Source organism: Streptomyces sp. NPDC033178 (assembly GCF_055577685.1).
On the sequence record NZ_JBVIPT010000003.1, the window covers coordinates 553735 to 577406 of the forward strand.

The 23672-nt window shown below is 69.7% G+C and carries 18 protein-coding genes; 8 read left to right on the forward strand and 10 right to left on the reverse strand.

The window, feature by feature from the left end; all coding sequences use genetic code 11:
- The first annotated feature begins 279 nt into the window (after positions 1 to 279).
- The 3 genes from ACZ5VQ_RS09715 to ACZ5VQ_RS09725 all read left to right on the forward strand — a co-directional run bounded on the left by ACZ5VQ_RS09715 (position 280) and on the right by ACZ5VQ_RS09725 (position 6758).
- A complete protein-coding gene (locus ACZ5VQ_RS09715; RefSeq protein WP_469104429.1) occupies positions 280 to 3195 on the forward strand; it encodes a glycoside hydrolase family 48 protein in 2916 nt (971 codons plus the stop codon).
- 112 nt (positions 3196 to 3307) lie between these two features.
- A complete protein-coding gene (locus tag ACZ5VQ_RS09720) occupies positions 3308 to 5980 on the forward strand; it encodes a cellulose binding domain-containing protein (protein ID WP_469104430.1) in 2673 nt (890 codons plus the stop codon).
- Positions 5981 to 6179: 199 nt separating this feature from the next.
- Positions 6180 to 6758 carry a hypothetical protein gene (locus ACZ5VQ_RS09725; protein WP_469104431.1) on the forward strand — a complete coding sequence of 193 codons (579 nt, stop codon included), beginning with the start codon at positions 6180 to 6182 and terminating at the stop codon, positions 6756 to 6758.
- Positions 6759 to 6839: 81 nt separating this feature from the next.
- Here the strand turns inward: ACZ5VQ_RS09725 and ACZ5VQ_RS09730 are convergent, their stop codons facing one another.
- A complete protein-coding gene (locus ACZ5VQ_RS09730; RefSeq protein ID WP_469104432.1) occupies positions 6840 to 8705 on the reverse strand; it encodes a rhamnogalacturonan lyase in 1866 nt (621 codons plus the stop codon).
- Between the two features lie 226 nt (positions 8706 to 8931).
- Here ACZ5VQ_RS09730 and ACZ5VQ_RS09735 point away from each other — a divergent pair, with 226 nt between their 5' ends.
- A complete protein-coding gene (locus ACZ5VQ_RS09735; protein ID WP_469104433.1) occupies positions 8932 to 10491 on the forward strand; it encodes a hypothetical protein in 1560 nt (519 codons plus the stop codon).
- Here ACZ5VQ_RS09735 and ACZ5VQ_RS09740 read toward each other — a convergent pair.
- Entirely contained in the window at positions 10417 to 11481 is a 1065-nt protein-coding gene (locus ACZ5VQ_RS09740; protein WP_469104434.1) for a helix-turn-helix transcriptional regulator, read from the reverse strand. The two genes, ACZ5VQ_RS09735 and ACZ5VQ_RS09740, sit on opposite strands and share 75 nt — an antisense overlap.
- Before the next feature lie 62 nt (positions 11482 to 11543).
- Here ACZ5VQ_RS09740 and ACZ5VQ_RS09745 point away from each other — a divergent pair, with 62 nt between their 5' ends.
- Both ACZ5VQ_RS09745 and ACZ5VQ_RS09750 read left to right on the forward strand, forming a co-directional pair.
- Positions 11544 to 12086, forward strand: coding sequence for a hypothetical protein (locus tag ACZ5VQ_RS09745; RefSeq protein WP_469104435.1), 543 nt, complete (start codon positions 11544 to 11546; stop codon positions 12084 to 12086).
- Positions 12083 to 12574, forward strand: a complete 492-nt coding sequence (locus ACZ5VQ_RS09750) for a hypothetical protein (RefSeq protein ID WP_469104436.1) — start codon at positions 12083 to 12085, stop codon at positions 12572 to 12574. Before ACZ5VQ_RS09745 ends, ACZ5VQ_RS09750 begins: the two co-directional genes overlap by 4 nt.
- Here the strand turns inward: ACZ5VQ_RS09750 and ACZ5VQ_RS09755 are convergent.
- Both ACZ5VQ_RS09755 and ACZ5VQ_RS09760 read right to left on the reverse strand, forming a co-directional pair.
- Positions 12528 to 13286 carry a class I SAM-dependent methyltransferase gene (locus ACZ5VQ_RS09755; protein ID WP_469104437.1) on the reverse strand — a complete coding sequence of 253 codons (759 nt, stop codon included), beginning with the start codon at positions 13284 to 13286 and terminating at the stop codon, positions 12528 to 12530. The two genes, ACZ5VQ_RS09750 and ACZ5VQ_RS09755, sit on opposite strands and share 47 nt — an antisense overlap.
- Positions 13287 to 13294: 8 nt before the next feature.
- A complete protein-coding gene (locus tag ACZ5VQ_RS09760; protein WP_362076790.1) occupies positions 13295 to 13600 on the reverse strand; it encodes a 4a-hydroxytetrahydrobiopterin dehydratase in 306 nt (101 codons plus the stop codon).
- A gap of 155 nt (positions 13601 to 13755) precedes the next feature.
- Between ACZ5VQ_RS09760 and ACZ5VQ_RS09765 the strand changes: the two genes are divergently transcribed.
- Complete coding sequence (locus ACZ5VQ_RS09765; protein ID WP_469104438.1) at positions 13756 to 14685, forward strand: helix-turn-helix domain-containing protein; 930 nt, start codon at positions 13756 to 13758, stop codon at positions 14683 to 14685.
- Here ACZ5VQ_RS09765 and ACZ5VQ_RS09770 read toward each other — a convergent pair.
- Positions 14667 to 15101: a hypothetical protein gene (locus ACZ5VQ_RS09770; RefSeq protein WP_469104439.1), complete on the reverse strand. Its 435-nt coding sequence runs from the start codon at positions 15099 to 15101 to the stop codon at positions 14667 to 14669. The genes ACZ5VQ_RS09765 and ACZ5VQ_RS09770 overlap by 19 nt on opposite strands.
- A 213-nt stretch (positions 15102 to 15314) precedes the next feature.
- Between ACZ5VQ_RS09770 and ACZ5VQ_RS09775 the strand changes: the two genes are divergently transcribed.
- Entirely contained in the window at positions 15315 to 16178 is an 864-nt protein-coding gene (locus tag ACZ5VQ_RS09775; protein WP_469104440.1) for a helix-turn-helix domain-containing protein, read from the forward strand.
- Positions 16179 to 16362: 184 nt separating this feature from the next.
- On the opposite strand, the gene dnaK is transcribed toward ACZ5VQ_RS09775, so the two are convergent.
- From dnaK to ACZ5VQ_RS09800, 5 genes are all read right to left on the reverse strand, one after another.
- Positions 16363 to 18264, reverse strand: coding sequence for a molecular chaperone DnaK (gene dnaK / locus ACZ5VQ_RS09780; RefSeq protein WP_469104441.1), 1902 nt, complete (start codon positions 18262 to 18264; stop codon positions 16363 to 16365).
- A 217-nt stretch (positions 18265 to 18481) separates the two neighbouring features.
- Positions 18482 to 19696, reverse strand: a complete 1215-nt coding sequence (locus ACZ5VQ_RS09785) for an esterase-like activity of phytase family protein (RefSeq protein ID WP_469104442.1) — start codon at positions 19694 to 19696, stop codon at positions 18482 to 18484.
- A 263-nt stretch (positions 19697 to 19959) separates the two neighbouring features.
- Positions 19960 to 20388 carry an OsmC family protein gene (locus tag ACZ5VQ_RS09790; RefSeq protein ID WP_361892608.1) on the reverse strand — a complete coding sequence of 143 codons (429 nt, stop codon included), beginning with the start codon at positions 20386 to 20388 and terminating at the stop codon, positions 19960 to 19962.
- Between the two features lie 64 nt (positions 20389 to 20452).
- Complete coding sequence (locus tag ACZ5VQ_RS09795) at positions 20453 to 22258, reverse strand: vWA domain-containing protein (RefSeq protein WP_469104443.1); 1806 nt, start codon at positions 22256 to 22258, stop codon at positions 20453 to 20455.
- A gap of 265 nt (positions 22259 to 22523) precedes the next feature.
- Positions 22524 to 23585 (reverse strand): ATP-binding protein, encoded by a 1062-nt coding sequence (locus ACZ5VQ_RS09800; protein ID WP_469104444.1) that lies wholly within the window; start codon positions 23583 to 23585, stop codon positions 22524 to 22526.
- Between the last annotated feature and the right edge of the window lie 87 nt (positions 23586 to 23672).

Here is a 23672-nt window from a genome sequence, read left to right on the forward strand (position 1 = left end):
GAGATGAACGCGGGGGGTGTCGCATGAGCGACTCCTTGCAGCTCTGACACGTCGTGACGGACGTGTCGACTGATGGAACCGCTCCCACTGGTGCCGAAGAAGGTAGCGCCAAGTGTTGGTAAAGGACAGAGGAGTTGCACTCTTGATCTATCGAATCATTTCGACTCTTCAAGCACCTTGACCCCTTCGACCCTCATCCCCACTATGGGAGCGCTCCCACTGGTTCAAGGCTTGTTGCCCCTCCCCCCATCTCCGAGCCGCATGGAGAGGAACCAGAACATGGCACCCAGACCCAGACGCCGCCTCGCGCGGCGGATGTGGACCGCCGTGGTGGCGGCCCTCGCCCTTCCGTTGACCACACTGGCGACCGGCGTGACCCCCGCTCAGGCGGCGGCCGTCCAGTGCAGCGTCGACTACAAGACGAACGACTGGGGCTCCGGCTTCACCGCCGAGCTCACCCTCACCAACCGCGGCACGGAGGCCATCAGCGGCTGGACCCTGACGTACGACTACGCGGGCAACCAGCAGCTCAGCAGCGGCTGGAGCGGTACGTGGTCGCAGTCCGGCAGGACGGTCACCACGAGGAACGCGTCCTGGAACGGGACGATCGGGGTGGGTGCCGCGGTGACGACCGGCGCCCAGTTCACGTACAGCGGCACCAACGCCGCGCCCACGTCCTTCGCGATCAACGGCACGGCCTGCACCGGCGCCCACCAGCCGCCGATCACCGTGCTGACCAGCCCCGCCGCGGGCGCCGTCTACTCCCAGGGCGATGCCGTACCGCTCGCCGCGACCGCCGCGGCCGCGGACAACGCCACGATCAGCAAGGTCGAGTTCTACGACGACACGACGCTGCTGGGCACCGACACCAGCTCGCCGTACACGCTCTCGGCCTCTGGCTTGACCGTGGGCAGTCATTCGCTGCTCGCGAAGGCGTACGACAGCCTGGGCGCGTCGGCGGAGTCCACACCGGTCGGCATCACGGTCGCCTCGGGTCCCGCCGTGGTGGTCTCGCCGACCCAACTCGGCGTCCAGCAGGGCAAGTCGGGCACGTACGACGTGAAGCTCTCGACCCAGCCGTCGGCGAACGTGACCGTGGCGACCGCTCGCGCGAGCGGCAACACAGGCCTGTCCGTCACCGGCGGGGCATCGCTCACCTTCACGCCGTCGAACTGGAACACCGCCCAGAAGGTGACCGTCACGGCCGCCGCCTCGGGCACCGGTTCGGCGACCTTCGAGTCGACGGCCACCGGGCACGCGAAGGGCGCGGTCACCGTCACCCAGCTCGCCGCGTCGAAGGAGTACGACGCCCGTTTCCTTGAGCTCTACGGGAAGATCACCAACCCGGCGAACGGCTACTTCTCCCCGGAGGGCATCCCGTACCACTCGGTGGAGACGCTGATCGTCGAGGCGCCCGACCACGGCCATGAGACGACGTCGGAGGCGTACAGCTATCTGCTCTGGCTCCAGGCCATGTACGGCAAGGTGACGGGCGACTGGTCCAGGTTCAACGGTGCCTGGGAGATCATGGAGAAGTTCATGATCCCCACGAAGGCCGACCAGCCGACGAACTCCTTCTACAACGCTGCAAAGCCGGCGACGTACGCGCCCGAGCACGACACCCCGAACGAGTATCCGGCGCAGCTCGACAGCGGTGTGTCGGTCGGCTCCGATCCGATCGCCGCCGAACTGAAGAGCGCGTACGGCACGGACGACATCTACGGCATGCACTGGCTGCAGGACGTCGACAACGTCTACGGGTACGGCAATTCGCCCGGCAAGTGCGAGGCGGGTCCGACGGACACCGGTCCCTCGTACATCAACACCTTCCAGCGCGGATCGCAGGAGTCGGTGTGGGAGACCGTGCCGCAGCCGACGTGCGACGCCTTCAAGTACGGCGGTACGAACGGGTACTTGGACCTGTTCACCAAGGACGCCTCGTACGCCAAACAGTGGAAGTTCACCAACGCCCCCGACGCCGACGCACGCGCCGTGCAGGCCGCGTACTGGGCCGACATCTGGGCCAAGCAGCAGGGCAACGGCTCCGCCGTCACGGCGACCGTCGGCAAGGCCGCGAAGATGGGCGACTACCTCCGCTACTCCATGTACGACAAGTACTTCAAGAAAATCGGCAACTGCGTGGGACCGTCCACCTGCCCGGCCGGCACCGGCAAGGACGCCTCGCACTACCTGCTGAACTGGTACTACGCGTGGGGCGGCGCCACCGACACCTCAGCGGGCTGGGCCTGGCGCATCGGCTCCAGCCACACCCACGGCGGCTACCAGAACCCCCTGGCGGCGTACGCGCTCAGCTCGTACGCCGACCTGAAGCCCAAGTCGGCGACAGGGCAGGCGGACTGGGCCAAGTCCCTCGACCGGCAGCTGGAGTTCTACCGCTGGCTGCAGTCCAGCGAGGGGGCTATCGCGGGCGGCGCGACCAACAGCTGGCAGGGGCGCTACGCGACGCCGCCCTCCGGTACGCCGACCTTCTACGGCATGTTCTACGACGAGAAGCCCGTCTACCACGACCCGCCGTCCAACCAGTGGTTCGGCTTCCAGGCATGGTCGATGGAGCGGGTCGCCGAGTACTACCAGCAGACGGGTGACGCCGATGCCAAGGTCGTCCTCGACAAGTGGGTCGACTGGGCGCTGGCCAACACCACGGTCAACCCGGACGGCTCCTTCCGCATCCCCAACACGCTCCGGTGGTCAGGCAGGCCCGACACCTGGAACGCGTCAAGTCCCGGTGCAAATACGGGACTTCACGTCACCGTCGCCGACTACACGGACGACGTCGGCGTGGCGGCCGCGTACGCCAAGACCCTGACGTACTACGCCGACCGCTCCGGTGACACGCAGGCCGGAACCACGGCGAAGGCGCTGCTCGACGGCATGTGGAAGAACAACCAGGACGCGCTGGGCATCGCGGTCCCGGAGACCCGCGCCGACTACAACCGCTTCGACGACGGCGTGTACGTCCCGAGTGGCTGGACCGGCAGCATGCCGAACGGCGACCCGATCAACTCGTCGTCGACCTTCGACTCGATCCGCTCGTTCTACGAGGACGATCCGGCCTGGTCGAAGATCGAGGCGTATCTGGCGGGCGGGGCCGCGCCCTCGTTCACGTATCACCGGTTCTGGGCCCAGGCGGACATCGCCCTTGCCATGGGCTCGTACGCGGAGCTCCTCGAATAGCCCCGTCGAGCTTCGCGTGCGCCGGGTCGGACGGTCCCCGAGCTCACCGGGGGCCGTCCGGTCCGCACGCCTTTCGCGTACTCATCCCCCCACGTGCAAGGAGAGGGTCACCGTGCGAAGAACCCCCGTCCTGACCGCCGTGCTCGGGCTCGCGGCCGGGCTGCTCGCGGGTGTGCCACCCGCGCTGGCCGCGCAGCCCGTCGAGAAGGCCGCGCCTTCGGCGTCCATCGCGGCCGACACGTACACCTGGAAGAACGCGCGCATCGACGGCGGCGGGTTCGTTCCCGGCATCGTCTTCAACCGGTCCGAGAAGAACCTCGCGTACGCCCGGACCGACATCGGCGGTGCCTACCGCTGGCAGGAGTCGTCGAAGAGCTGGACCCCGCTGCTCGACTCGGTGGGCTGGGACCGCTGGGGCCACACCGGCGTCGTGAGCCTGGCCTCGGACGCGGTCGAGCCGAGCAAGGTGTACGCGGCCGTCGGGACGTACACGAACAGCTGGGATCCGGGGAACGGGGCCGTGCTCAGGTCGTCCGACCGTGGCGCGACCTGGCAGAAGGCCGATCTGCCGTTCAAGCTGGGCGGCAACATGCCCGGGCGCGGCATGGGTGAACGGCTCGCTGTCGACCCCCACAGGAACAGCGTGCTGTATCTGGGCGCCCCGAGTGGCAAGGGACTGTGGCGGTCCACGGACTCGGGCGCCTCCTGGTCGCAGGTGACGAACTTCCCGAACGTCGGCAACTACGTGCAGGATCCGACCGACACGAGCGGGTACGCCTCCGACAACCAGGGCATCGCCTGGGTGACCTTCGACGAGTCGACCGGCACGGGCACCAATGCCACCGGGACCCTCTACGTCGGTGTCGCCGACAAGGACAACGCCGTCTACCGCTCCACCGACGCGGGCGCGACCTGGTCCCGCCTGGCCGGGCAGCCCACGGGATACCTGGCCCACAAGGGGGTCCTGGACGCGACGAACGGATACCTCTACCTGGCCTACAGCGACAAGGGCGGGCCGTACGACGGCGGCAAGGGGCAGCTGTGGCGGTACGCGACGGCCACCGGCACCTGGACGAACATCAGCCCGGTCGCGGAGGCCGACACCTACTACGGCTTCAGCGGGCTGACGGTCGACCGGCAGAAACCGGGCACGGTCATGGCGACGGCGTACAGCTCCTGGTGGCCCGACACACAAATCTTCCGCTCCACGGACAGCGGCGGCACCTGGACGAAGGCCTGGGACTACACCTCGTACCCCAACCGCTCGAACCGCTACACGATGGACGTCTCGTCCTCGCCGTGGCTGAGCTGGGGCGCCAATCCGTCGCCGCCCGAGCAGACTCCCAAACTCGGCTGGATGACCGAGGCGTTGGAGATCGACCCGTTCAACTCGGCCCGGATGATGTACGGGACGGGCGCGACGGTCTACGGCACCGAGAACCTGGGCCAGTGGGACAGCGGCGGCCAGTTCACCATCAAGCCGATGGTGCAGGGTCTGGAGGAGACGGCCGTGAACGACCTGGCCGCTCCCCCGTCCGGCGGGGCCCAACTCCTCAGCGCACTGGGCGACATCGGCGGCTTCCGGCACACGGACCTCACCAAGGTCCCCTCGATGATGTTCACTTCGCCGAACTTCACCACGACGACGAGCCTCGACTTCGCGGAGTCCAACCCGGGCACGGTGGTGCGGGCCGGCAATCTCGACTCGGGTCCGCATGTGGCGTTCTCCACGGACAACGGCGCCAACTGGTTCGCGGGGACCGACCCTTCGGGGGTGAGCGGCGGCGGCACGGTCGCGGCGGCGTCCGACGGCAGCCGGTTCGTGTGGAGTCCGGAGGGCGCGGGCGTGCACCACGCGACGGGCTTCGGCACCTCGTGGTCGGCGTCGACCGGCATTCCGGCCGGTGCGATCGTCGAGTCGGACCGCGTCGACCCGAAGACCTTCTACGGCTTCAAGTCGGGCAGGTTCTACGTCAGTTCGGACGGCGGGGTCTCCTTCACGGCCTCGTCCGCTACCGGGCTGCCGAGCGGCGACAGCGTACGGTTCAAGGCGCTGCCCGGTACGAAGGGTGACGTGTGGCTGGCGGGCGGGGCGAGCGACGGCGCGTACGGGCTGTGGCACTCCACGGACGGCGGCGCGACCTTCACCAAGCTGTCGGGCGTCGAGCAGGCCGACACGATCGGCTTCGGCAAGGCTGCGGCCGGCGCCTCCTACCAGACGCTCTACACGAGCGCGAAGATCGGCGGCGTACGCGGCATCTTCCGCTCCACGGACAAGGGCGCGACCTGGACACGCATCAACGACGACGCGCACCAGTGGGGTTGGACAGGCGCGGCCATCACGGGTGATCCGCGCGTCTACGGGCGTGTGTACGTGTCGACGAACGGCCGGGGTGTCATCTACGGCGACTCGTCGGACGCGGACGGCGGAGGTGGGGGCGGCGGCACGGACCCGACACCGACCGGCGCCTGCGCGGTGACGTACAAGATCACGAATCAGTGGTCGGGCGGTTTCCAGGCAGACGTGCAGCTCGACAACACCGGCTCAACCCCATGGAACGGCTGGGCACTTGGCTGGTCCTTCCCCAACGGCCAGAGCGTCACCCAGGCGTGGAACGCGGAGCACACCCAGTCCGCGGCGGCGGTCACGATGAAGAACCTGGGCTGGAACGCGAACGTGGCATCCGGCTCGTCGGTGAGCTTCGGATTCACGGGGAGCTGGTCGGGGACGAACGGGAAACCGACGGCATTCAAGCTCGGCGACCAGTCCTGCACGGTGTCCTGACAACCGGGCCGGACGAATCTGCCACCCGGGCCGGACGCACGGGAGGGCGCGGGACCGACAAGGCCCGCGCCCTCCTTGTGTGCTCAACGCCTGGGACATGAATTGTTCACATCACAACCAAGTCACCATTCACGCGCATCTCTCACACTTTCTTCACTAATCCCGTTACGGTCATTCCTCCACAACCCCGGGGGGAACCATGTCTTTCGGACCGCCGCCGCCCACGCCTCCGCAGCCGCAGTGGGGCCCGCCGCCCCAGCAGCCGCCCGTGCCTCCCCGTCCGGGCTGGGCGCGCAAGCGCGTCGTGATCCCCGCGGCAGTCGTCGTGTTGCTCGTCGGGGCCGGCATCGGAGCGTCCGGCGGGGAGGACTCGGGCAAGAACGTCTCCGCGCGGCCGACCGTCACCGTGACCGCCGGCGCGGCCGAGCTGAAAGCCGACGCCGAACCGGCACCGGAGGTCACGGTCACCGAAACGGTCACCGAAACGAAGACCGTCACGGCGAAGCCGTCGAAGAAGCCCGAGCCGAAGGTCGCCACCATCCCCGGCGACGGGACCTTCGTCGTCGGGGACGACATCAAGGCAGGCACGTACAAGACGGCGGGCGCCGAGGATTCGGTGATCCCGAACTGCTACTGGGCGCGGCTGAAGGGCACGTCGGGCGACTTCGAGGACATCATCACCAACGGCAACGTCGAGGGCCCCACCACGATCACCATCGCCGGCAGCGACGGGGCGTTCCAGTCCACCGGATGCAAGACGTGGAAGAAGGTCGGCTGACGGCCGTACGCGAGTTCGGCGGCCGTCCCATGAGCTCGGACGGCCGCCCCTTCGTCTCACCCTGGAACCCGTTTCAGCAGGTCACGGCGTGTACACCGGCGGCCTGGGGGCCGTCGGCATGCCGTTGCCGATGAAGAAGCTCGGGTGTGGGGGCTGGTTGTAGGCGGTGTTCTGCCACGCGATGCCCGTGCGGTACATCGTGTCGTGGAGGAGGGTCGTGATCTTCGTGGTGGTCTCGTTCGGGGTGGAGTAGATGCGCAGGGCCGTGTTGTCCCCGGTCGCCCAGACGACCTCCTCACGCCAGTCGCCGAAGAGGTCGCCGGACAGCGCCGGGGTCGCCTTGGTGCCGTTGTTGGAGTGGACCGAGGCGCCGGTCAGCAGGCGGGTCTCGCCGGACGTGCCGTACTTGTCGATGCGGGTGCCGTCGAGGAGTTCGCGGGTAGTGTCCCCATCCCACCAGGACAGGAAGTTGACGGAGGACGGCTCGCGGCCCTTGGTGGCGCCGGACTCGTCGCGGATGTTCGTGTCGGAGGCGGACCACATCTCGGCGCCGTCGTTGCCGGCGTAGATGTCCCCGGCCACTCCCCGGCCGTTGTCGCAGCAGGCGGCGAGCTGCCAGCGGACCGCGCCGTTGGCGGGGTTGATGTACAACTCGGCCGGCTGGGAGGTGGATTCGGAGACCTTGAAGTACTCCAGTCCTGACGTGCCCGGGTCGAGGTCGCCCAGGTGCTGGGCGTCGCCGTGCCCGGTCCTGGTGGTCCACAGGCCGTTGCCGTTGTCGTCGACGGCCATCGCCCCGTAGACGATCTCGTCCTTGCCGTCGTTGTCGACGTCCCCGACGGACAGACTGTGCGAACCCTGGCCGTCGAAGCCCTTGCCGCTGTTGGTCGAGGAGTTGGTGTCGAACGTCCAGCGCCGCGTGAACGCCCCGTTGCGCCAGTCCCAGGCCGCGATCACCGAACGCGTGTAGTAGCCCCGGGCCATGATGAGCGAGGGCCGGGCGCCGTCCAGATAGGCGGTACCGGCGAGGAACCGGTCCACACGGTTGCCGTACGAGTCACCCCACGACGAGACCGTGCCGCGGGCCGGGACGTAGTCGACGCTCTGCATCGCCCTGCCCGTCTGGCCGTTGAACATGGTCAGGTACTCGGGCCCGGCGAGGACGTATCCGCTGGAGTTGCGGTGGTCGGCGGAGGAGCTGCCGATGACCGCGCCCGTTCCGTCGACCGTGGCGTCGGCGGTCTTCGCGGCCACCTCGGCCTTGCCGTCGCCGTCGTAGTCGTACACCTGGAACTGCGTGTAGTGCGCGCCCGAGCGGATGTTCCGGCCCAGGTCGATGCGCCACAGCCGGGTGCCGTCGAGCTTGACGCCGTCGATGATCGTGTTGCCGGTGTAGCCGGACTGGGAGTTGTCCTTGGCGTTCGTCGGCTGCCACTTCAGGACGAAGTCGAGTGCGCCGTCGCCGTCGAGATCGCCGGCCGAGGCATCGTTGGCCTCGTAGGTGTACGCGACACCGTCCGGGGTGGTGCCACCGGCGGGCGGGGTGATGGGCACGTCCTTGTATCCGGTACGGAACTGGATCGCGTGCACCGAGTCGCCCTGCTCGACGCCGCCCACGACCGCGCGGACCGTGTAGTCGGCCTGGGCCGGCGCGCCCGCGTGGAAGTAGTTCGTCGAGCCGGTGACCGGGGCCGGGTTGACCTTCGTACCCGCCCGGTAGACGTTGAACGACACGTCGTTCGGGTCGGTGCCGAGCCAGCGCCAGGTGACGAGGTTGCCGGCGTCGGTGTGGACACTGACCACACCCCGGTCCAGCTTCTCGACCTGGCGCGCTGTGGCGGCCTGCGCCGGGCCGGCAGTGAGTGCGGTGAGACCTGCGGCGGCGAGAACGGCGGCCACCAGAGTGGTGAGGATCTTGCGTCTGTGGTGCCGGCGTGGGTTCTGCACGGTGGATACCTCCTGAGAGGACAGACGGGTTCTGCTTCCTCAGTTGCCACCGGTGCGGGGTGAGTTGCCGGGGGTGGGCCGGCGGGATGCCGGAGTAGGGCGAAGAGCTGGTGCCGCTCACCTCAATGCTTCGCATTTCGGGCGTATTTGTGATTCGGACCGTTTCCCACCTGGTCGGACTCGGTTACACCACACACCACTCGTACCGACCGACCGAGGGAACAGCATGAGCGAGACCGACGGGCAACCGATCCCGCGGGAGCCCGAGAAGGACCCCGGACTGGGGATCGAGGTAGCCACCCAATGGGAGGGTGAGCCCCGGCACCGGCTGGTCACCGTCGGTGACTCGCTCACCCACGGTTTCCAGAGCGGCGCGATCTTCAACACCGATCTGTCGTATCCGGCCGTTGTCGCACACGAGTTGGGGTGGGCGGACAAATTCCGGTACCCGACCTACGCCGGTTACGGCGGGCTCCCGTTCAACATCGAACTGTTCCTGCGCGATCTGGAGGCCCGCTTCGGACAGGACGTGAACTGGTGGGAGGTGGCCCCCGCGCTGCTGCACGCCCGGCGCTCCATGGACAAGGCGGAGGACTACTGGGAGCGCGGACCGGGCAGCGTCGTACCCGCGGCCACCGCCGTCAACCACAACCTCGCGGTCTTCGGCTGGGACCTGCGGGACGCACTCGAGAAGTCCCACGCCGTGTGCGCCGGGCGAATCGACGCTCCCAAGGACCAGTTGCTGGGCCAGGTCGTGGAGCACGGCGACGACCGTGCCGCGCTGCGCGTACTGCCCGCCCCGCCCGCGGCTCCCGACACGCTCACCCAGTTGACCGCGGCCGCTCATCTCGGCGACGAGACCGGCGACACGGACCCGGGCCACGGCATCGAGACGCTGATCGTGTTCCTCGGCGCCAACAACGCGCTGAGCTCGGTGGTGGATCTGAAACTGGTCTGGAGCACGGACGGCGAGTACCGGGACCTGGCCAAGAAGGGCACTTTCACCGTCTGGCGGCCCACGCACTTCAAGGCCGAACTGAACCGAGTCGCCGCCCAGATGCGCAAGGTCAAGGCACGCCACGTGATCTGGTGCACGGTCCCGCACGTGACCATCGCGCCGGTCACCCGGGGTGTCTCCTCGAAGATCGAACTCGGTTCGCCCTACTACCCGTACTACACCCGCCCGTGGATCAGCGACCGCGACTTCGACCCGACGCGGGACCCCCACCTCACCGGGGAACAGGCGCGCGAGATCGACGGGGCGATCGACCACTACAACTACGCCATCACCGACGTTGTCCGGAAGGCCAGGAAGGCCGGCAAGGACTGGTACCTCCTGGACACCGCCGGCCTGCTCGACCGGCTCGGCTCCAAGCGCTACATCGAGGACCAGCAGGCTCGCCCGTCCTGGTGGACGCCGTACCCGCTGCCGCCCACACTGCAGGCGCTCCAGCCGCCGCCCAGCACGCACTTCCTCGCCGGCGACGGTGAGCGCCGCACGGCCGGCGGTCTGTTCTCCCTGGACGGCGTCCACCCCACCACCGTCGGTTACGGCATCATCGCCCAGGAGGTCATCAACGTCATGCGCCTCGCGGGAGTGCCGTTCTTCAGCCCCGACGGTCAGACACCACGCCAGGACCCCGTCCTCGTCGACTTCGAGCGGCTCGTGCGCCGCGACACACTGATCAACCACCCACCGGGGAACCTGAGGTCAGGCCTCAAGATCCTCGCCTGGGCGGACGAGACGCTCGACCTGCTGTCCCGCGTTCTGCGGTTCGGGATCTGAACGGCGACGCCCGGCGAGCGGTGACCGGCACCGGCACTCGTTGTCGTACCGCAGGGTGAGTACGGCCACCGTCCCCGCGATCCGTTCACGCAACTCGGCCGGTTCCAGCACCTCGACGTCCGTACCGAGGCGGAGGAACTCGCCGTGAGCGTGGTCGACGGACTCGATGGGGACGGTGGCCACGGTCCAACCCCCCGGGTCCGTACGGCCGTTGGCCCGTACCGCCTCGCCCCCCGGTCCGGTGAGACGGACACCCGGGGCGAGCCGGACCACCGCCTCGGCCCGGTACAGCCGGTCGTGGAAGTCCCTCTGGTACGACGTCCAGTACGCGGCGAGGTCGAAGTCGTCGGGGCGGGTGAACTCCTCGCCGGACGCGGCCAGTTCGAGGACCTGGTCGACGCGGAACGTTCGCGGTCCGGGGCCCGCGACGACGTACCAGCGGCCCGCCTTGAGGACGAGGCCGTACGGTTCGAGGCGGCGCTCCACGTCGGTGGGCTCGCGCCAGCGGCGGTACAGGACGTTCAGGACGCGGCTGTTCCAGACGGCGTCCGCGACGGCGGGGAGGTACGGGGCTCCCTCGCTGTCGGTGTCGGCGTACCAGCCGGGCGTGTCGAGGTGGAAGCGGCCGCTGATGCGGTCGGCGTGCTCGCGCAGCTCGCGTGGGAGGGCGGCGCGCACCTTGAGCTGGGCGGCGGCGAGGACCGGGCCGAGCCCGAGCTCGGCGGCGGGTCCGGGCGCGCCCGCGAGGAACAGGGCCTCCGCCTCGCCCGCGGTGAGGCCGGTGAGGCGGGTGCGGTAGCCGTCGAGCAGGCGGTAGCCGCCCGCGTGCCCGGCGTCGCCGTACAGCGGGATGCCGGCGGCGCTCAGTGCCTCGACGTCCCGGTAGACCGTGCGCACCGAGACCTCCAGCTCCTCGGCGAGGTCGGCGGCGGTCATCCGGCCCCGGGTCTGGAGGAGCAGGAGGATCGAGACGAGTCGGGCTGATTTCACCTCTCCAGAATGTCAGGCTTCACTGACAGAAGGTGTCAGTGAAGCGGCCCTAACGTCCTCTCATGACCTCCAAGGCTTCCGAGACTTCCAATACCTCCGACACCTCCAGTACCTCGCATACCTCCGGGAACTTCGCGGAGAAGCTGCTGACCGTGCCGCCGCCCATCGAGGTGGCCGGGCGGCGGATCAAGCGCTACCACGTGACCGCCGACCCGGCGGGTATCGCCCCCGACGTCCAGGAGGCGGCGTACGCGATGCTGCCGAAGCTGCTGCCGGAAGCGGACGGCACGCCGCCGGCCACGTTCGTCGTGCTGCACCGGGGCTCCGACGACGGCGCCTACCTGAACGTGTACAGCTGGGTGTGGGACAACGTCCTGCACTTCAAGGGTGCCTCGGCGGGCCAGCCGGTGCTCGGCTGCCCGGATCGCGACCCGACGCACTTCATCGCCCCCGACCTGCCGTGGATCGGCTGTGTCTGGGAGCTGCCGCCGATCCTGCACGAACGCGACGCCTGGGTGCGGCACATGCTCGCGCCCGACGCCCCCGACCTCGACGCCTACATGGCCGACTGCCTGCCCGAGGGCACGACGGGAGACCGTTCATGAGCACGCCGCACGACTTCGACTTCTTCGTCGGCGAGTGGGACGTGGCCCACCGCCGCCGCACCGACTTCCTGGACGCCGGGAGCGACTGGGAGGAGTTCCCGGCCACGAACCGTTGCTGGAGCCTGTTCGACGGGGCCGGCAACATCGACGAGATGGACGTGCCCGGCCAGGGGTGGAAGGGGCTGACCCTGCGGCTGCGTGACCGGGAGACCGGGCAGTGGTCGCTGAACTGGTCCAGCAGTCGCAACGGCCGGCTGTTCCCGCCCGTGATCGGCCGATTCACGGACGGGCGGGGCGAGTTCTACGGCGACGACACGCACGACGGCAAGGACGTGCGGGTGCGGTACGTGTGGTCGGGGATCTCATCGACCACAGCCCGCTGGGAGCAGGCGTTCTCCGTGGACGGCGAGAAGACGTGGGTGACCAACTGGGTCATGGACTTCACGCGCCGGAACCGGGCGGGCTCGACGCCGGAACCGGTTTCCTGAACGCCCGCAGCTTGAACTTCGGGTCGGGGCGCGGGACATGCTGGTCCGGGAGCTGTTCCAGACGTTGCGCGAGTTTCTCCGTGAGGGGCGCACCCGGGGGCAGCAACGTGTACCAGCCACGCCGTACGTCGGCGGCCGCCCGTGCCGGCGCCCGGCCCTGGCCGTGGCCGCGGAAGCACGCCCGGCCCGCCGGGATCAGGGCGTGCCGGTCGGCGAAGGACCCCACGAGGTCGTCGCGGTCACGGGCCGCGCGGCGCGGGCGCGGGGCCATCACGGCGTCGATGTCGCTGCGAACGTCGTGCGAGGCGGCCTTGTCGACGGTCGTGACGAAGACACCGCCGGGCCGCAGCACCCGGGCCACCTCCGCGACGACCCGCTCCGCGTCGTCCAGCAGGTGCAGCAGCCAGACGGCCGTGACCGCGCCGAACGAGGCGTCGGGAAAAGGGAGTTGGCGGGTGTCCGCGAGAACCACGCGACCGGGCACGCGCTCGGCGGCCCGCCGCAGCATGCCGTACGCCGCGTCGACGCCCGCCACGTCGAGACCGGCCGCCGCGAACTGTCGCGTCACGATGCCGGTGCCGCAGGCGATGTCGAGGAGGTTGCCCGTGCCCTCGGGGATCAGTCCGAGTACGGCGCTCGCGGCCGCGGCGGCACGGGGTTCGCCGCCGCGGGACACGTCGTACCGCTCGGCTTCCTTGTCGTAGTCGAACACCAGCGGGCTCAATGTGCGCCGTGCCCGGCGGAGAGCTCCTCGACCCGTCGGGCCAGGTCGAAGTCCAGCTCGGTGACGGCTCCGCCCACGCTGTGCGTGTTCACGGTGAGGGAGACGGTGTGGTAACCGAGCGTGAGATCGGAGTGGTGGTCCAGCTCGTCCTGCACCTGGGCGATGTGCACGACCAGCGCGGCGGCCGCGAAGTGCGAGCCGAGCTGGTAGGAGCGGGCGATCCGATCTCCGTCCAGGGACCAGCCGGGCAGCTCCGCGAGCCGGTCCTCGATCTCCTTCTGCGACAGCGGTGCAAGGGGCATGATCGCGCTCCTTCCGTGACGTCCGGATCTCTTCAGCCTGCCACAGTCCGGCCGTCCCGTCCCTGGTCAGGCCCGTCCGGCGCAAGGGCGGGGTGGGCATTCGGCCGTCGGGCGGCTCATCGACTCCCGGGCGGCGAATCGACTACGGTCGGTGCATGACCGCCGCCGCGTCCGCCTCCCCGTCCGCTGCCACGTCCACCGGCGCCTCCGCTGTCACATCCACGGGCGCGTCCACCGCCCTGTCCGCCTCGGCGGCCGTCGGTGCCGCAGCGGTCGACAAAGGCGTGGGCCCGCTGCTGCGCGGCTGGCGGGAGCAGCGCCGGGTCAGCCAGCTGGAGCTGGCCCTGCGGGCCGGGTCGTCGGCGCGGCACATCAGCTTCGTCGAGACGGGCCGCTCCCGGCCGAGCGAGGAGATGGTGCTGCGGCTGGCCGAGCACCTGGACGTACCCGTGCGGGACCGCAACGCCCTTCTGCTGGCAGCCGGTTACGCGCCCCGCTACCCCGAGACCCCGCTCGACGATCCGGCACTGGACGCGTTGCGCGAGGGCGTGGAGCGGCTGATCCAGGGCTACGAGCCCTATCCGGCGTTCGTGGTGGACGCGACGTACAACGTGGTCGCCGCCAACCGGGGCATCGCGATGCTGCTCGACGCCGTTCCCGAGCACCTGCTCGCCCCGCCGCTGAACGCGATGCGGCTGACGCTGCACCCGGAGGGTCTGGCGCCGAGGATCCGCAATCTGCGGGAGTGGCGCGGCCATCTGCTGGCCCAGATGGAGCGGGACATCGCCCTGCGCCGTTCCGAGCCGCTGCGTGCGCTGTACGAGGAGGTGGCGGCGTATCCGTATCCCGCGGAGGGCTCCTCGGAGGGCTCTTCCGGGAGCGGGAGCGGCGAGGGGCCCGGTGAGACCGTCCCCTATTTCGCCCTGCCGATGCAGATCGAGCACGACGGTCGGGTGCTGTCCTTCATCTCGTCCATCTCGACGTTCAACACTCCCATGGACGTGACCGTCGCCGAGCTGGCCATCGAGACACTGCTCCCGGCCGACCCCGCGACGGTCAAGTACCTTCAGTCGCTGATGTCCTGAGGTCCGGTCAGCGCTCGCAGCGCCACGTACTGCGCCAGGGCGAATCCCGCAACGGTCAGTGCCTGCAAGGGAATCCACACCGCCCCCGCGGTGCTCGGCGACAGCCACACGGCGAGCGCGACGCAACTCAGCACCGCCCAGGCGAGGTTGATCTCGATCACGGCCCGTACCGGGAGGACCGGCGGCTGCCGGCGCGAGGCCAGCCAGGCGACGCCCGCCGCGTACACCGTGAGAACCAGGCCGAGTGCGAGCAGCAGGCCCGGGCCGACATCGAGCAGCCGCCCCAGCGGTCCGGACGCGACGAGGTAGGCGACGCCGTTCACGCTGGTCACCACCGCGTCGAGCGCCAGGAAGCGGCGGAGCATGGTCTGCGGCTCGGTGGTGCGGGCCAGGGCGGCGAACTGGGTTGCGGACATGGCTGATCACCCTCCGTCGAGGTCGTGGCGGAACAGTGGGACCCGGTTTCCGGACCGGAGTGCGCCGCCCCGGAAACCGGTACACCCACCATGGCGTGCGCCCCGGGTGGCGGTCGATTACCGCTGAGGTAATGACAACGCTCCGGATCGGGTGAGGGTTGAGCGGGAACATGGCACACTTCTCGCCATGCTCGGCGCTTGGGGAGGCGTGGCGTGAGTGAAAGGCGTCCTGCGCCGACCGTGGGGCAGGTGGTGCTGGGAAGACGGCTGCAGGAGTTGCGCGAGGCGTCCGGTCTGAGACGGGACGAGGCCGCGCGGATCCTGCGGGTCACGGGCGCGACCATCCGCCGCATGGAGATGGCCGAGGTCTCGCTGAAGATCCCGTACGTCCAGGTGCTCCTGTCGACGTACGGCGTGCCCGACGACGAGATCGCGGCGTTCGTCCGGCTGACCGAGGAGGCGAACCAGCCAGGCTGGTGGCAGCGCTTCCACGACGTCCTGCCGGACTGGTTCAGCATGCATGTGAGCCTGGAGGGCGCGGCCTCGATCATCCGGTCGTACGAGCCGCACTTCGTGCCCGGGCTGCTGCAGACCGAGGACTATGCGCGCGCGGTCCTGGAGGCGGGCACGGTCGGGCAGACCGGGCCCGAGGAGATCGAGCGCCATGTGTCCCTGCGGATGGCCCGGCAGAAGCTGCTGACCGGGGAGAACCCGCCGCACCTCTGGGTGATCATGGAGGAAACGGTCCTGCGGCGGCCGGTCAGCATCCGTTCCGAGGTGATGGCCGAGCAGCTCGACCATCTGCTGGAGGCCGTCGAGAACGACCATGTCACGCTGCAGATCGCCGAGTTCGCGTCCGGTCCGCATCCGGGGACGTACGCGCCGTTCGTGCTGTTCCGCTTCGCGGAGCCGGAGCTTCCGGACATGGTCTACACCGAGTATCTGACCGGGGCGCTGTATCTCGACTCTCGCAACGAGGTGGCCGCGCATCTGGAGGTGCTGGACCATATGACGACCGGGGCGGCCGGCGCGCGGCGGACCGCGGAGTTGATCCGGGCGCGGCGGGCTGATTTCTAGGGTGTGGGACTTGCTGTTGTTTGTTGGGTGACGGCCGCCGTGGGTTGAGTGCGCAGTTCCCCGCGCCCCTGGGTGGGTGGGGGCTGCTGTTGATTGTTGGCTGACGGCCGTCGTCGGCTGGGTGCGCAGTTCCCCGCGCCCCTGGAGGGGCGCCACTGAGGTGTCCCTCAGTGGCGGAGGCCCATCAAGTCGGGTTGTCCTTTGCGGTGTTGCCGGGCTTGCCCTCCGTGGGGTCCTTCTCGTCGTCGACGATCTCCGCGTCGACCACGCCCTCCTCGTCGCCCGGTGGGGGCTGTTCGGTGGGCGGCTGGTCCTGTGGGGGTGGCTGCTGGGCCTGGGCGTACATGGCCTGGCCCATCTTCTGGCTGACGGTGGCGAGTTTCTCGACGCCGGTGCGCAGGGTGTTCGTGTCCGTGGCCTCCCGTTGCTCCAGGAGGGCCTTGAGTTCGGTGATCGCGGACTCGACCTCGGTCTTCGTGTCGGCCGGGACTCGTTCCTCGTTCTCGCGGATGAACTTCTCGGTCTGGTACACGAGTTGCTCGGCCTGGTTGCGGGTCTCCGCGGCCTCCCGGCGCCCTCGGTCCTCGTCGGCGTACTGCTCGGCCTCGCGCATCATGCGGTCGATGTCGTCCTTGGGCAGCGCCGAGCCGCCCGTGACGGTCATCTTCTGTTCGCGGCCGGTGGCGAGGTCCTTCGCCGAGACGTGCATGATGCCGTTGGCGTCGATGTCGAAGGCGACCTCGATCTGCGGGACCCCGCGGGGCGAGGGAGGCAGCCCGGTGAGGTCGAAGACGCCCAACTTCTTGTTGTAGGCGGCGATTTCACGCTCGCCCTGGAAGACCTGGATGCCGACGGACGGCTGGTTGTCCGTGGCGGTGGTGAAGATCTCCGAACGCCTCGTGGGAATGGTCGTGTTGCGCTCGATGAGCTTGGTCATGATGCCGCCCTTGGTCTCGATGCCCAGGGACAGCGGGGTGACGTCGAGGAGCAGGACGTCCTTCACGTCGCCGCGGATGACACCCGCCTGGAGGGCCGCGCCGAGGGCCACGACCTCGTCCGGGTTGACGCCCTTGTGCGGGTCCTTGCCGGTGAGCTCCTTCACCAGCTCGGTCACCGCGGGCATCCGGGTGGAGCCGCCGACGAGGATGACGTGGTCGACCACCGAGAGCTTCACACCCGCGTCCTTGACCGCCTGGTGGAAGGGGTTCTTGCAGCGGTCGAGCAGGTCGGCGGTGAGCTCCTGGAACTGGGCGCGCGTCAGTTTCTCGTCGAGGTGCAGCGGGCCCTCGGCGGAGGCCGTGATGTAGGGCAGGTTGATGGTCGTCTCAGTGGACGAGGACAGCTCGATCTTGGCCTTCTCCGCACCCTCGCGCAGCCGCTGGAGCGCCATCTTGTCCTGGCCGAGGTCGATGCCGTACGAACCCTTGAAGCGTTTGACGAGGTGCTCCACGATCCGGTGGTCCCAGTCGTCGCCGCCCAGCTGGGTGTCGCCGTTGGTGGCCTTGACCTCGATGACGCCGTCGCCGATCTCCAGGAGCGAGACGTCGAAGGTGCCGCCGCCCAGGTCGAAGACGAGGACGGTCTGCTCCTCGCCGCGGTCGAGTCCGTACGCGAGGGCCGCGGCCGTCGGTTCGTTGATGATCCGCAGGACCTTGAGGCCCGCGATCTCGCCGGCCTCCTTGGTGGCCTGGCGCTGGGTGTCGTCGAAGTAGGCGGGCACGGTGATCACCGCGTCGGTGACGTCCTCGCCGAGATACGCCTCGGCGTCCCGCTTCAGTTTCTGGAGCACGCGCGCGGACAGTTCCTGCGCGCGGTAGCGGGTGCCGTCGACCGTGCCGCTGTCGGGGAACCGCCAACTCGGGTCGCCCATATGGCGTTTGACGGAGCGCGCGGTGCGCTCGACGTTCGTCACGGCCTGCCGTTTGGCGACCTCACCCACCAGGACCTCGTTGTTCTTGGCGAAGGCCACCACCGAGGGGGTGGTGCGCGCGCCCTCGGAGTTGGCGACGACCGTGGGCTCACCCCCTTCCAGAACAGCCACCACCGAGTTGGTGGTACCGAGGTCGATCCCGACCGCACGTGCCATGTCCGTCCCCTTCCGCCCGGGCCCTAACACCTACCATCACAAAACTTGAGTGCCTCCCTGTCAATGGGGCGGGTACCCCGGACGGAAGCGGACGATCCCGGACTACGGCCCGGACGACGACCCGGGACGACGACCCGGACAACGACTCCCGGACATGACGAAGCCGCGGCCCGAAGTGATTCGGGCCGCGGCGGGCGGGAGCGGCAGGGCCGCGCCCCTAGCGGAGGGCCCGCTTGTCCGCCTTGAGGCTCTGCGAGAGCCGGATGGTGATGAACTCGTTGTTGTCCGCCTTGCCCGGCGTACGGCCGGAGGAGAACGGGAAGTTGTTGTCGTTCAGGACGGCCAGCGTCCGGTTGTCGAGGAGGACCACGTCCTCGATCGTGGTGAACGGGAAGGTGAAGGTCTCGCCGAAGCCGCCGAGGCCCTTCGGGTTCGCGATGTTCATCAGGTCGGCCACGAGGGTCTTGTCCATGACCCCGTCGCCGTTGCGGTCTCGGGTGTCGGCGAGGTAGATCCGCTTGAACTTGGCGTCGGCGCCCTGGCCGCCGTCGCGCTCGATGACCAGGAAGCGGTTCCTGTCGACGGCGATGGCGTCACCGATGGCGTTGGCGGGCGACTCCAGGCGGTAGGTGAAACGCTTCCCGGTGTAGTCGCGGCTCTTCAGGTCGAACTCGCTGAAGCGCAGGTCACCGGGGGTGTCGCCGTTGACCGTGCCTTCGAGGAGCGGGTAGAGCCGACGGCCGTCGACCGAGCGGACCATGCCCTCGAAGCCCTTGCTGCCACCGATGGTGGGCTGGGCGCCGTTCAGGTACGGGTTCTCCGGCGCCCGCACTCCGTCGAGCGGGATCGGGGCTTCGAGGAGCTTGCCGGTCGGCGAGAAGTGCAGCAGGAACGGGCCGAACTCGTCGCCCAGCCAGTACGAGCCGTCGTACGCCCGCACGATGGACTCGACGTCGAAGTCGGCGCCGGTCAGCACCCGGTCGGCCCGGGTGAGCGGGAACGGCACCTTGCGGTACGGGTCGCTGAGGTCGAAGCCGCCCAGGACCTTGACCTTGCCGGTCCTCGTGTCCGGCTTGACGCGGTGCACGCGCAGCAGGAAGTCGGCGCTGTTGGCCTTGCCGCCGTAGCCGTTGTCGGACAGCACGTCGTAGCTGCCGTCGTGGCGGTTGACGGCGCCGCTGAAGCCCTGGACCGGCTGGTCGGCGAACGGGCCGGTGATGCCGTTGAACGGGCCCGCCCCGATGGCCGAGCCGGACGGCTCGCTGTTCGGGACGAACGTCTCGGCCGGGAGCGAGGCGAAACCGGTCAGCTCGGCCTGGCCGAAGGCCGTGGTGGCCCGACCGTGGTCCTCGGAGTCGCGGTCGGCCACGGCGGGCGACGCGAGTCCGACGGTCAGCGCGACAACGCCGGCCGTGATCGAAAGTCTCTTCATGGCCCGCACATTAGGGAGCCCGGGTGAAGGGCGGTCGAACACAGGACGACGCGGACCACTGAGGTGCCCGGCGGCATCCCCGTTCGAGGTCGTGCTCGCAGTCGGTCTGGTCCTGGTCCGGCCGCTGGGTTCTGGTCCGGCGCCGGGTCCTGGTCCGGCCGCCGGGCAAGCTCCTGTTGGTGAAGCAGCTTGCCCGGCAGCCGATCCGAGTCGCCTCGGACGACCGGTCGCCTCAGACGACCGACCAGGCAGAAAATCACAGGTCAGGCGAGCTTGGCCGACAGCGTGATCGTCGTGCCGGTGAGCGCCTGGCTGACCGGGCAGTTCTTCTTGGCGTCCTCGGCGGCCGCGACGAACGCGTCCTCCTCGATGCCCGGCACCGTGCCCTCCACCGTGAGGTGGATGCCCGTGATGCCCTCGCCCGGCTGGAAGGTGACGTCGGCGGAGGTGGTGAGCTTGGTGGCCGGTGTGCCGGCCCCGGCCAGGGCGTGCGAGAACGCCATGGAGAAGCAGCTGGAGTGCGCGGCGGCGATCAGCTCTTCGGGGCTGGTCTTACCGTTCGCGTCCTGGGAGCGCGACGCCCAAGTCACGGGCTGCTCGGCGATGGCGCCGGAGGAGTCGAAGCTGACAACTCCATTGCCCTCAAGCAGGTTGCCTTCCCAGACGGTGTGTGCGGAGCGCGTGGTTGCCACGATGAATCCCTTTCGATCAGGTCCCGGTTTTGGGGTCCGTAGCACTATCCGATCACACTCGGGCTCAGCGCACGCGAAAGACGGGCCCACGTGCGGTGAACGGCAGGGACGAACCCTGCGGGATCAGGTAGGCGTGCTCGCGCCGGACGCGCAGGACGTCGCACCAGCCGTCCGTGATGACCAGGATCGGGGCGCCCGGCGGGAAGTCCTCGGCGCGTTGCAGCAGATCGATGCCGGGCTGGAGGATGGTGCCGCCGCGGCCGTGGACCCGTACCCGGCCCGCGATCTCCGTGACGGGGAGGAAGCCCGCGTCGTGCGGGGCCGCGTCGCAGAAGACGACCCTGGCGGCCGGAACGTCACGGGCCTCGGCGTACGAAGCGATGGCGCCCAGTGCCTTGCCGAGGAGGGTGCGGTCCATGGAGCCGGAGGTGTCGAGGACGACGCCGAAGGTGCAGCGGGCGATCTCCTCGGGCGGGAAGTAGCGTCCGGCGCGCGGGATGTCGGGGGTGGCCGCCTGGCGGCGGGCGGGGCGCGCGTACGTCCGTACGGGCTCGGGGCGCGGCACGAACTCGTCGAACCAGCGGGCGAGTTGGGCGTCCCAGGGCAGCGGCGGGTGGTTGAGCGCGCGGATCTCCTCGACCAGTCCGCCGGGCAGGAAGCCGCGGCTCTGCTGCTGGTGCAGGTCGAGACCGTTGCCGAGGCCACGGCGGTAGAACTCGTCGAGGTCGACGTAGTCGCGCGGTGAGCCGAGCGGGCCGCCGAGGATGTCGCCGACGCCCTTGCCGCGCAGGGTGGCGAGCCGTCGCATGCGGCGCAGGTCGGTGGCGATCCGGTCGTAGACCTCCTCGGCGGAGAGGTCCTTCAACTCCTGGTCGTACAGCAGCCCTTCGGGCATCGTGCCGACCTGCATCTCGACCAGCCAGGCGTTGATGACGTAGTCGCAGGCGACGTTGAAGAGGTACGGGTCGCGGGCGCCGCAGCGGTCGCCGTGGCGCAGCGCGGCGTGCAGCATCTCGTGGGCGAGGACGAACCGCCATTCCTCGTCGTCGAGTTGGCGCAGCGGGTTGATGTAGATCTCGGCGGCTCCGGCGTCGACCGCGGCGACGGAGATGCCGTGCGCGCGGGCGAGTTCGGCGTCCGCGACGATCGTGATGCCCGCCGCGATGCCGCCGAGGAGGGGGTAGGAGGAGACGAACCAGCTCAGTGCCCGCTCCCAGGGCTGCAGCGGGGTGAGACCGCCGCGCATCGAGTCGCGGCGGCCGCCCGCCATGTCCATCGCGGTGGCCACCGTGCGGGTCAGCGCGTGGGCGAAGGCGAGCTGCCAGTCCGGCGGCCGGCCGCCGAGCCAGCTGTCCCAGGGCACCAGCAGCTGGTCCGGCTCGGCGCCCGCCGTGCCGCAGCGCTCGTACATGGGCGGGATGCCGTCTCGGCGCCAGCGCGCGGCGAGCTGCTCCTCGTCGCCGTCGGGATACGACATCGGCAGGTCCGCGGGGGTCCGGCCGATCGGGAAGCCGAGCAGGAAACGGTTGACGACGACGCAGCGGGCGGCGACGTCGAACCGGTCCGGCTGGGCGCGCAGGCCGGTCGCCGCCGTGACATGGCCGAAACCGAGATGCAGCGCGCCGTGCGCGACCGCCCAGGCCCACTCGACGGGGTCGGCCCGGCGCCCCGGGTGGACGTGCAGCACACCGTCGGAGTCGACGCGCACGAGTCCGTCCTCCGGCGCCTCCTCGCAGTCCTCCTGGCGGCAGGTGCTGAACCCGATGGCGGCCAGCGCGCGATTGGCCCGCACGAGCCGCATCCCCTCGGCGAACGCCTCGGCGGCCAGGTCCTTCTTCTTGGGCTGCTCCTGATTGCGCGTACGGCTCATCGCGGGGCCTCCTCCCGTCGGGCAGACGGGGCAGACGGGGCAGACGGGGCAGACGGGGCAGACGCCGAGATGCGGCGACGGGGCGCGGGCCGCGGTGACTGGCCGGACGAACGCGCTGCCCGCGTCACCGCCGGGCCGGACCCGGCGACCGCCTTCCCGCCCGGCGCCGGCGCGCGCCCGGTCCCAGTCCCGCTCGGCATGCTCCCCGGCCCGCGCGGAGCACTCACCGCCCCGCGCGACGCGCCCGCTGTCCCGCTCTGCGCGCTCACCGTCGCGCCTCCACCAGCCGCGGCATGTCGCGGGCCGCCTCCACCAGGAACCAGGCGGGCAGTACCGGGTTGCCGTCCTCGTCCGCGGCGATGACGCTCTGGGCGACCTCGACGGAGATCTCGGCGAGCTGCACGAGCAGGGACTTGGCGCGGTAGGCGGTCTGGCGGCCGCTCGCCGAGGCGTGTTCCCTGCTGGCGGGGAGTTCCTTGACGAGGCGGCCCCGGAAGGACTCCGCGAGGTAGTACAGGAGGTCGCGGTCCTCCAGTCGGTTCGGCCAGCGGGCCTCGCCCTTCATGATGGCCTCGATGCCGAACCGGCTGCGCACGATCTTCACGTAGCCGCAGAAGGCGACCGCGTGCGCGGGCGTCAGCGTGCCGTGTGCGATCACCTTGAGCGTCGGCTCGTCGAGCGTCGGGCCGAAGGAGTGCAGCGCGTCGGAGAGCATGTGCCAGGAGCGGGGCGTCGAGAAGGGCTCCTCGGTCTTCGGCGGCCTGGACCACAGGTGGTCGGGGCGGTCGACGAGGTGGTCGAGCACCCACGGGTGGATGCCGTTCGCCCCCGCCCACACCAGCCAGTCCTTCGGGGATGCCTCAAGGTGCACATGCGCGAGCCGGTTGACCAGCGCGGACGCGATCGGGCGCGCGAGCGCGTTGTCCGTCGCGCGGTTGCCCGCGCCGATCACGATCGAGCCCGCAGGCAGCTCGTAGTTGCCGATGCGCCGCTCCAGGATCAGCGAGTAGAACGCCTTCTGGACGTCCGGCGTCGCCGCGTTCAGCTCGTCCAGGAACAGGCAGTACGGCTCGTCGCGGGCGATCGCCTCGGGCGGGCAGAAGACCGAGCGGCCGTCGCGGATCTGCGGTACGCCGATCAGGTCCTCCGGCGCCAGCTGCGTACCCAGCAGGCTCACGCACTCCAGTCCCAGCGACTCGGCGAACTCCCTCACCAGGGAGGACTTTCCGATGCCGGGAGCGCCCCAGATGAAGACCGGCCGCACGGTCGCGAGGCCGAGCAGCAGTTCCGGTATACGGGCGGGAGTGACGGTGACGGCTGCCTGCACGCAGTGGCTCCTGGAGGGTGTTCGAGCGGGGCGCGCCGGTGCGCGATGTCCGATGCGAACAGTGTGCGCGGCCCCTCCCCCGGACCG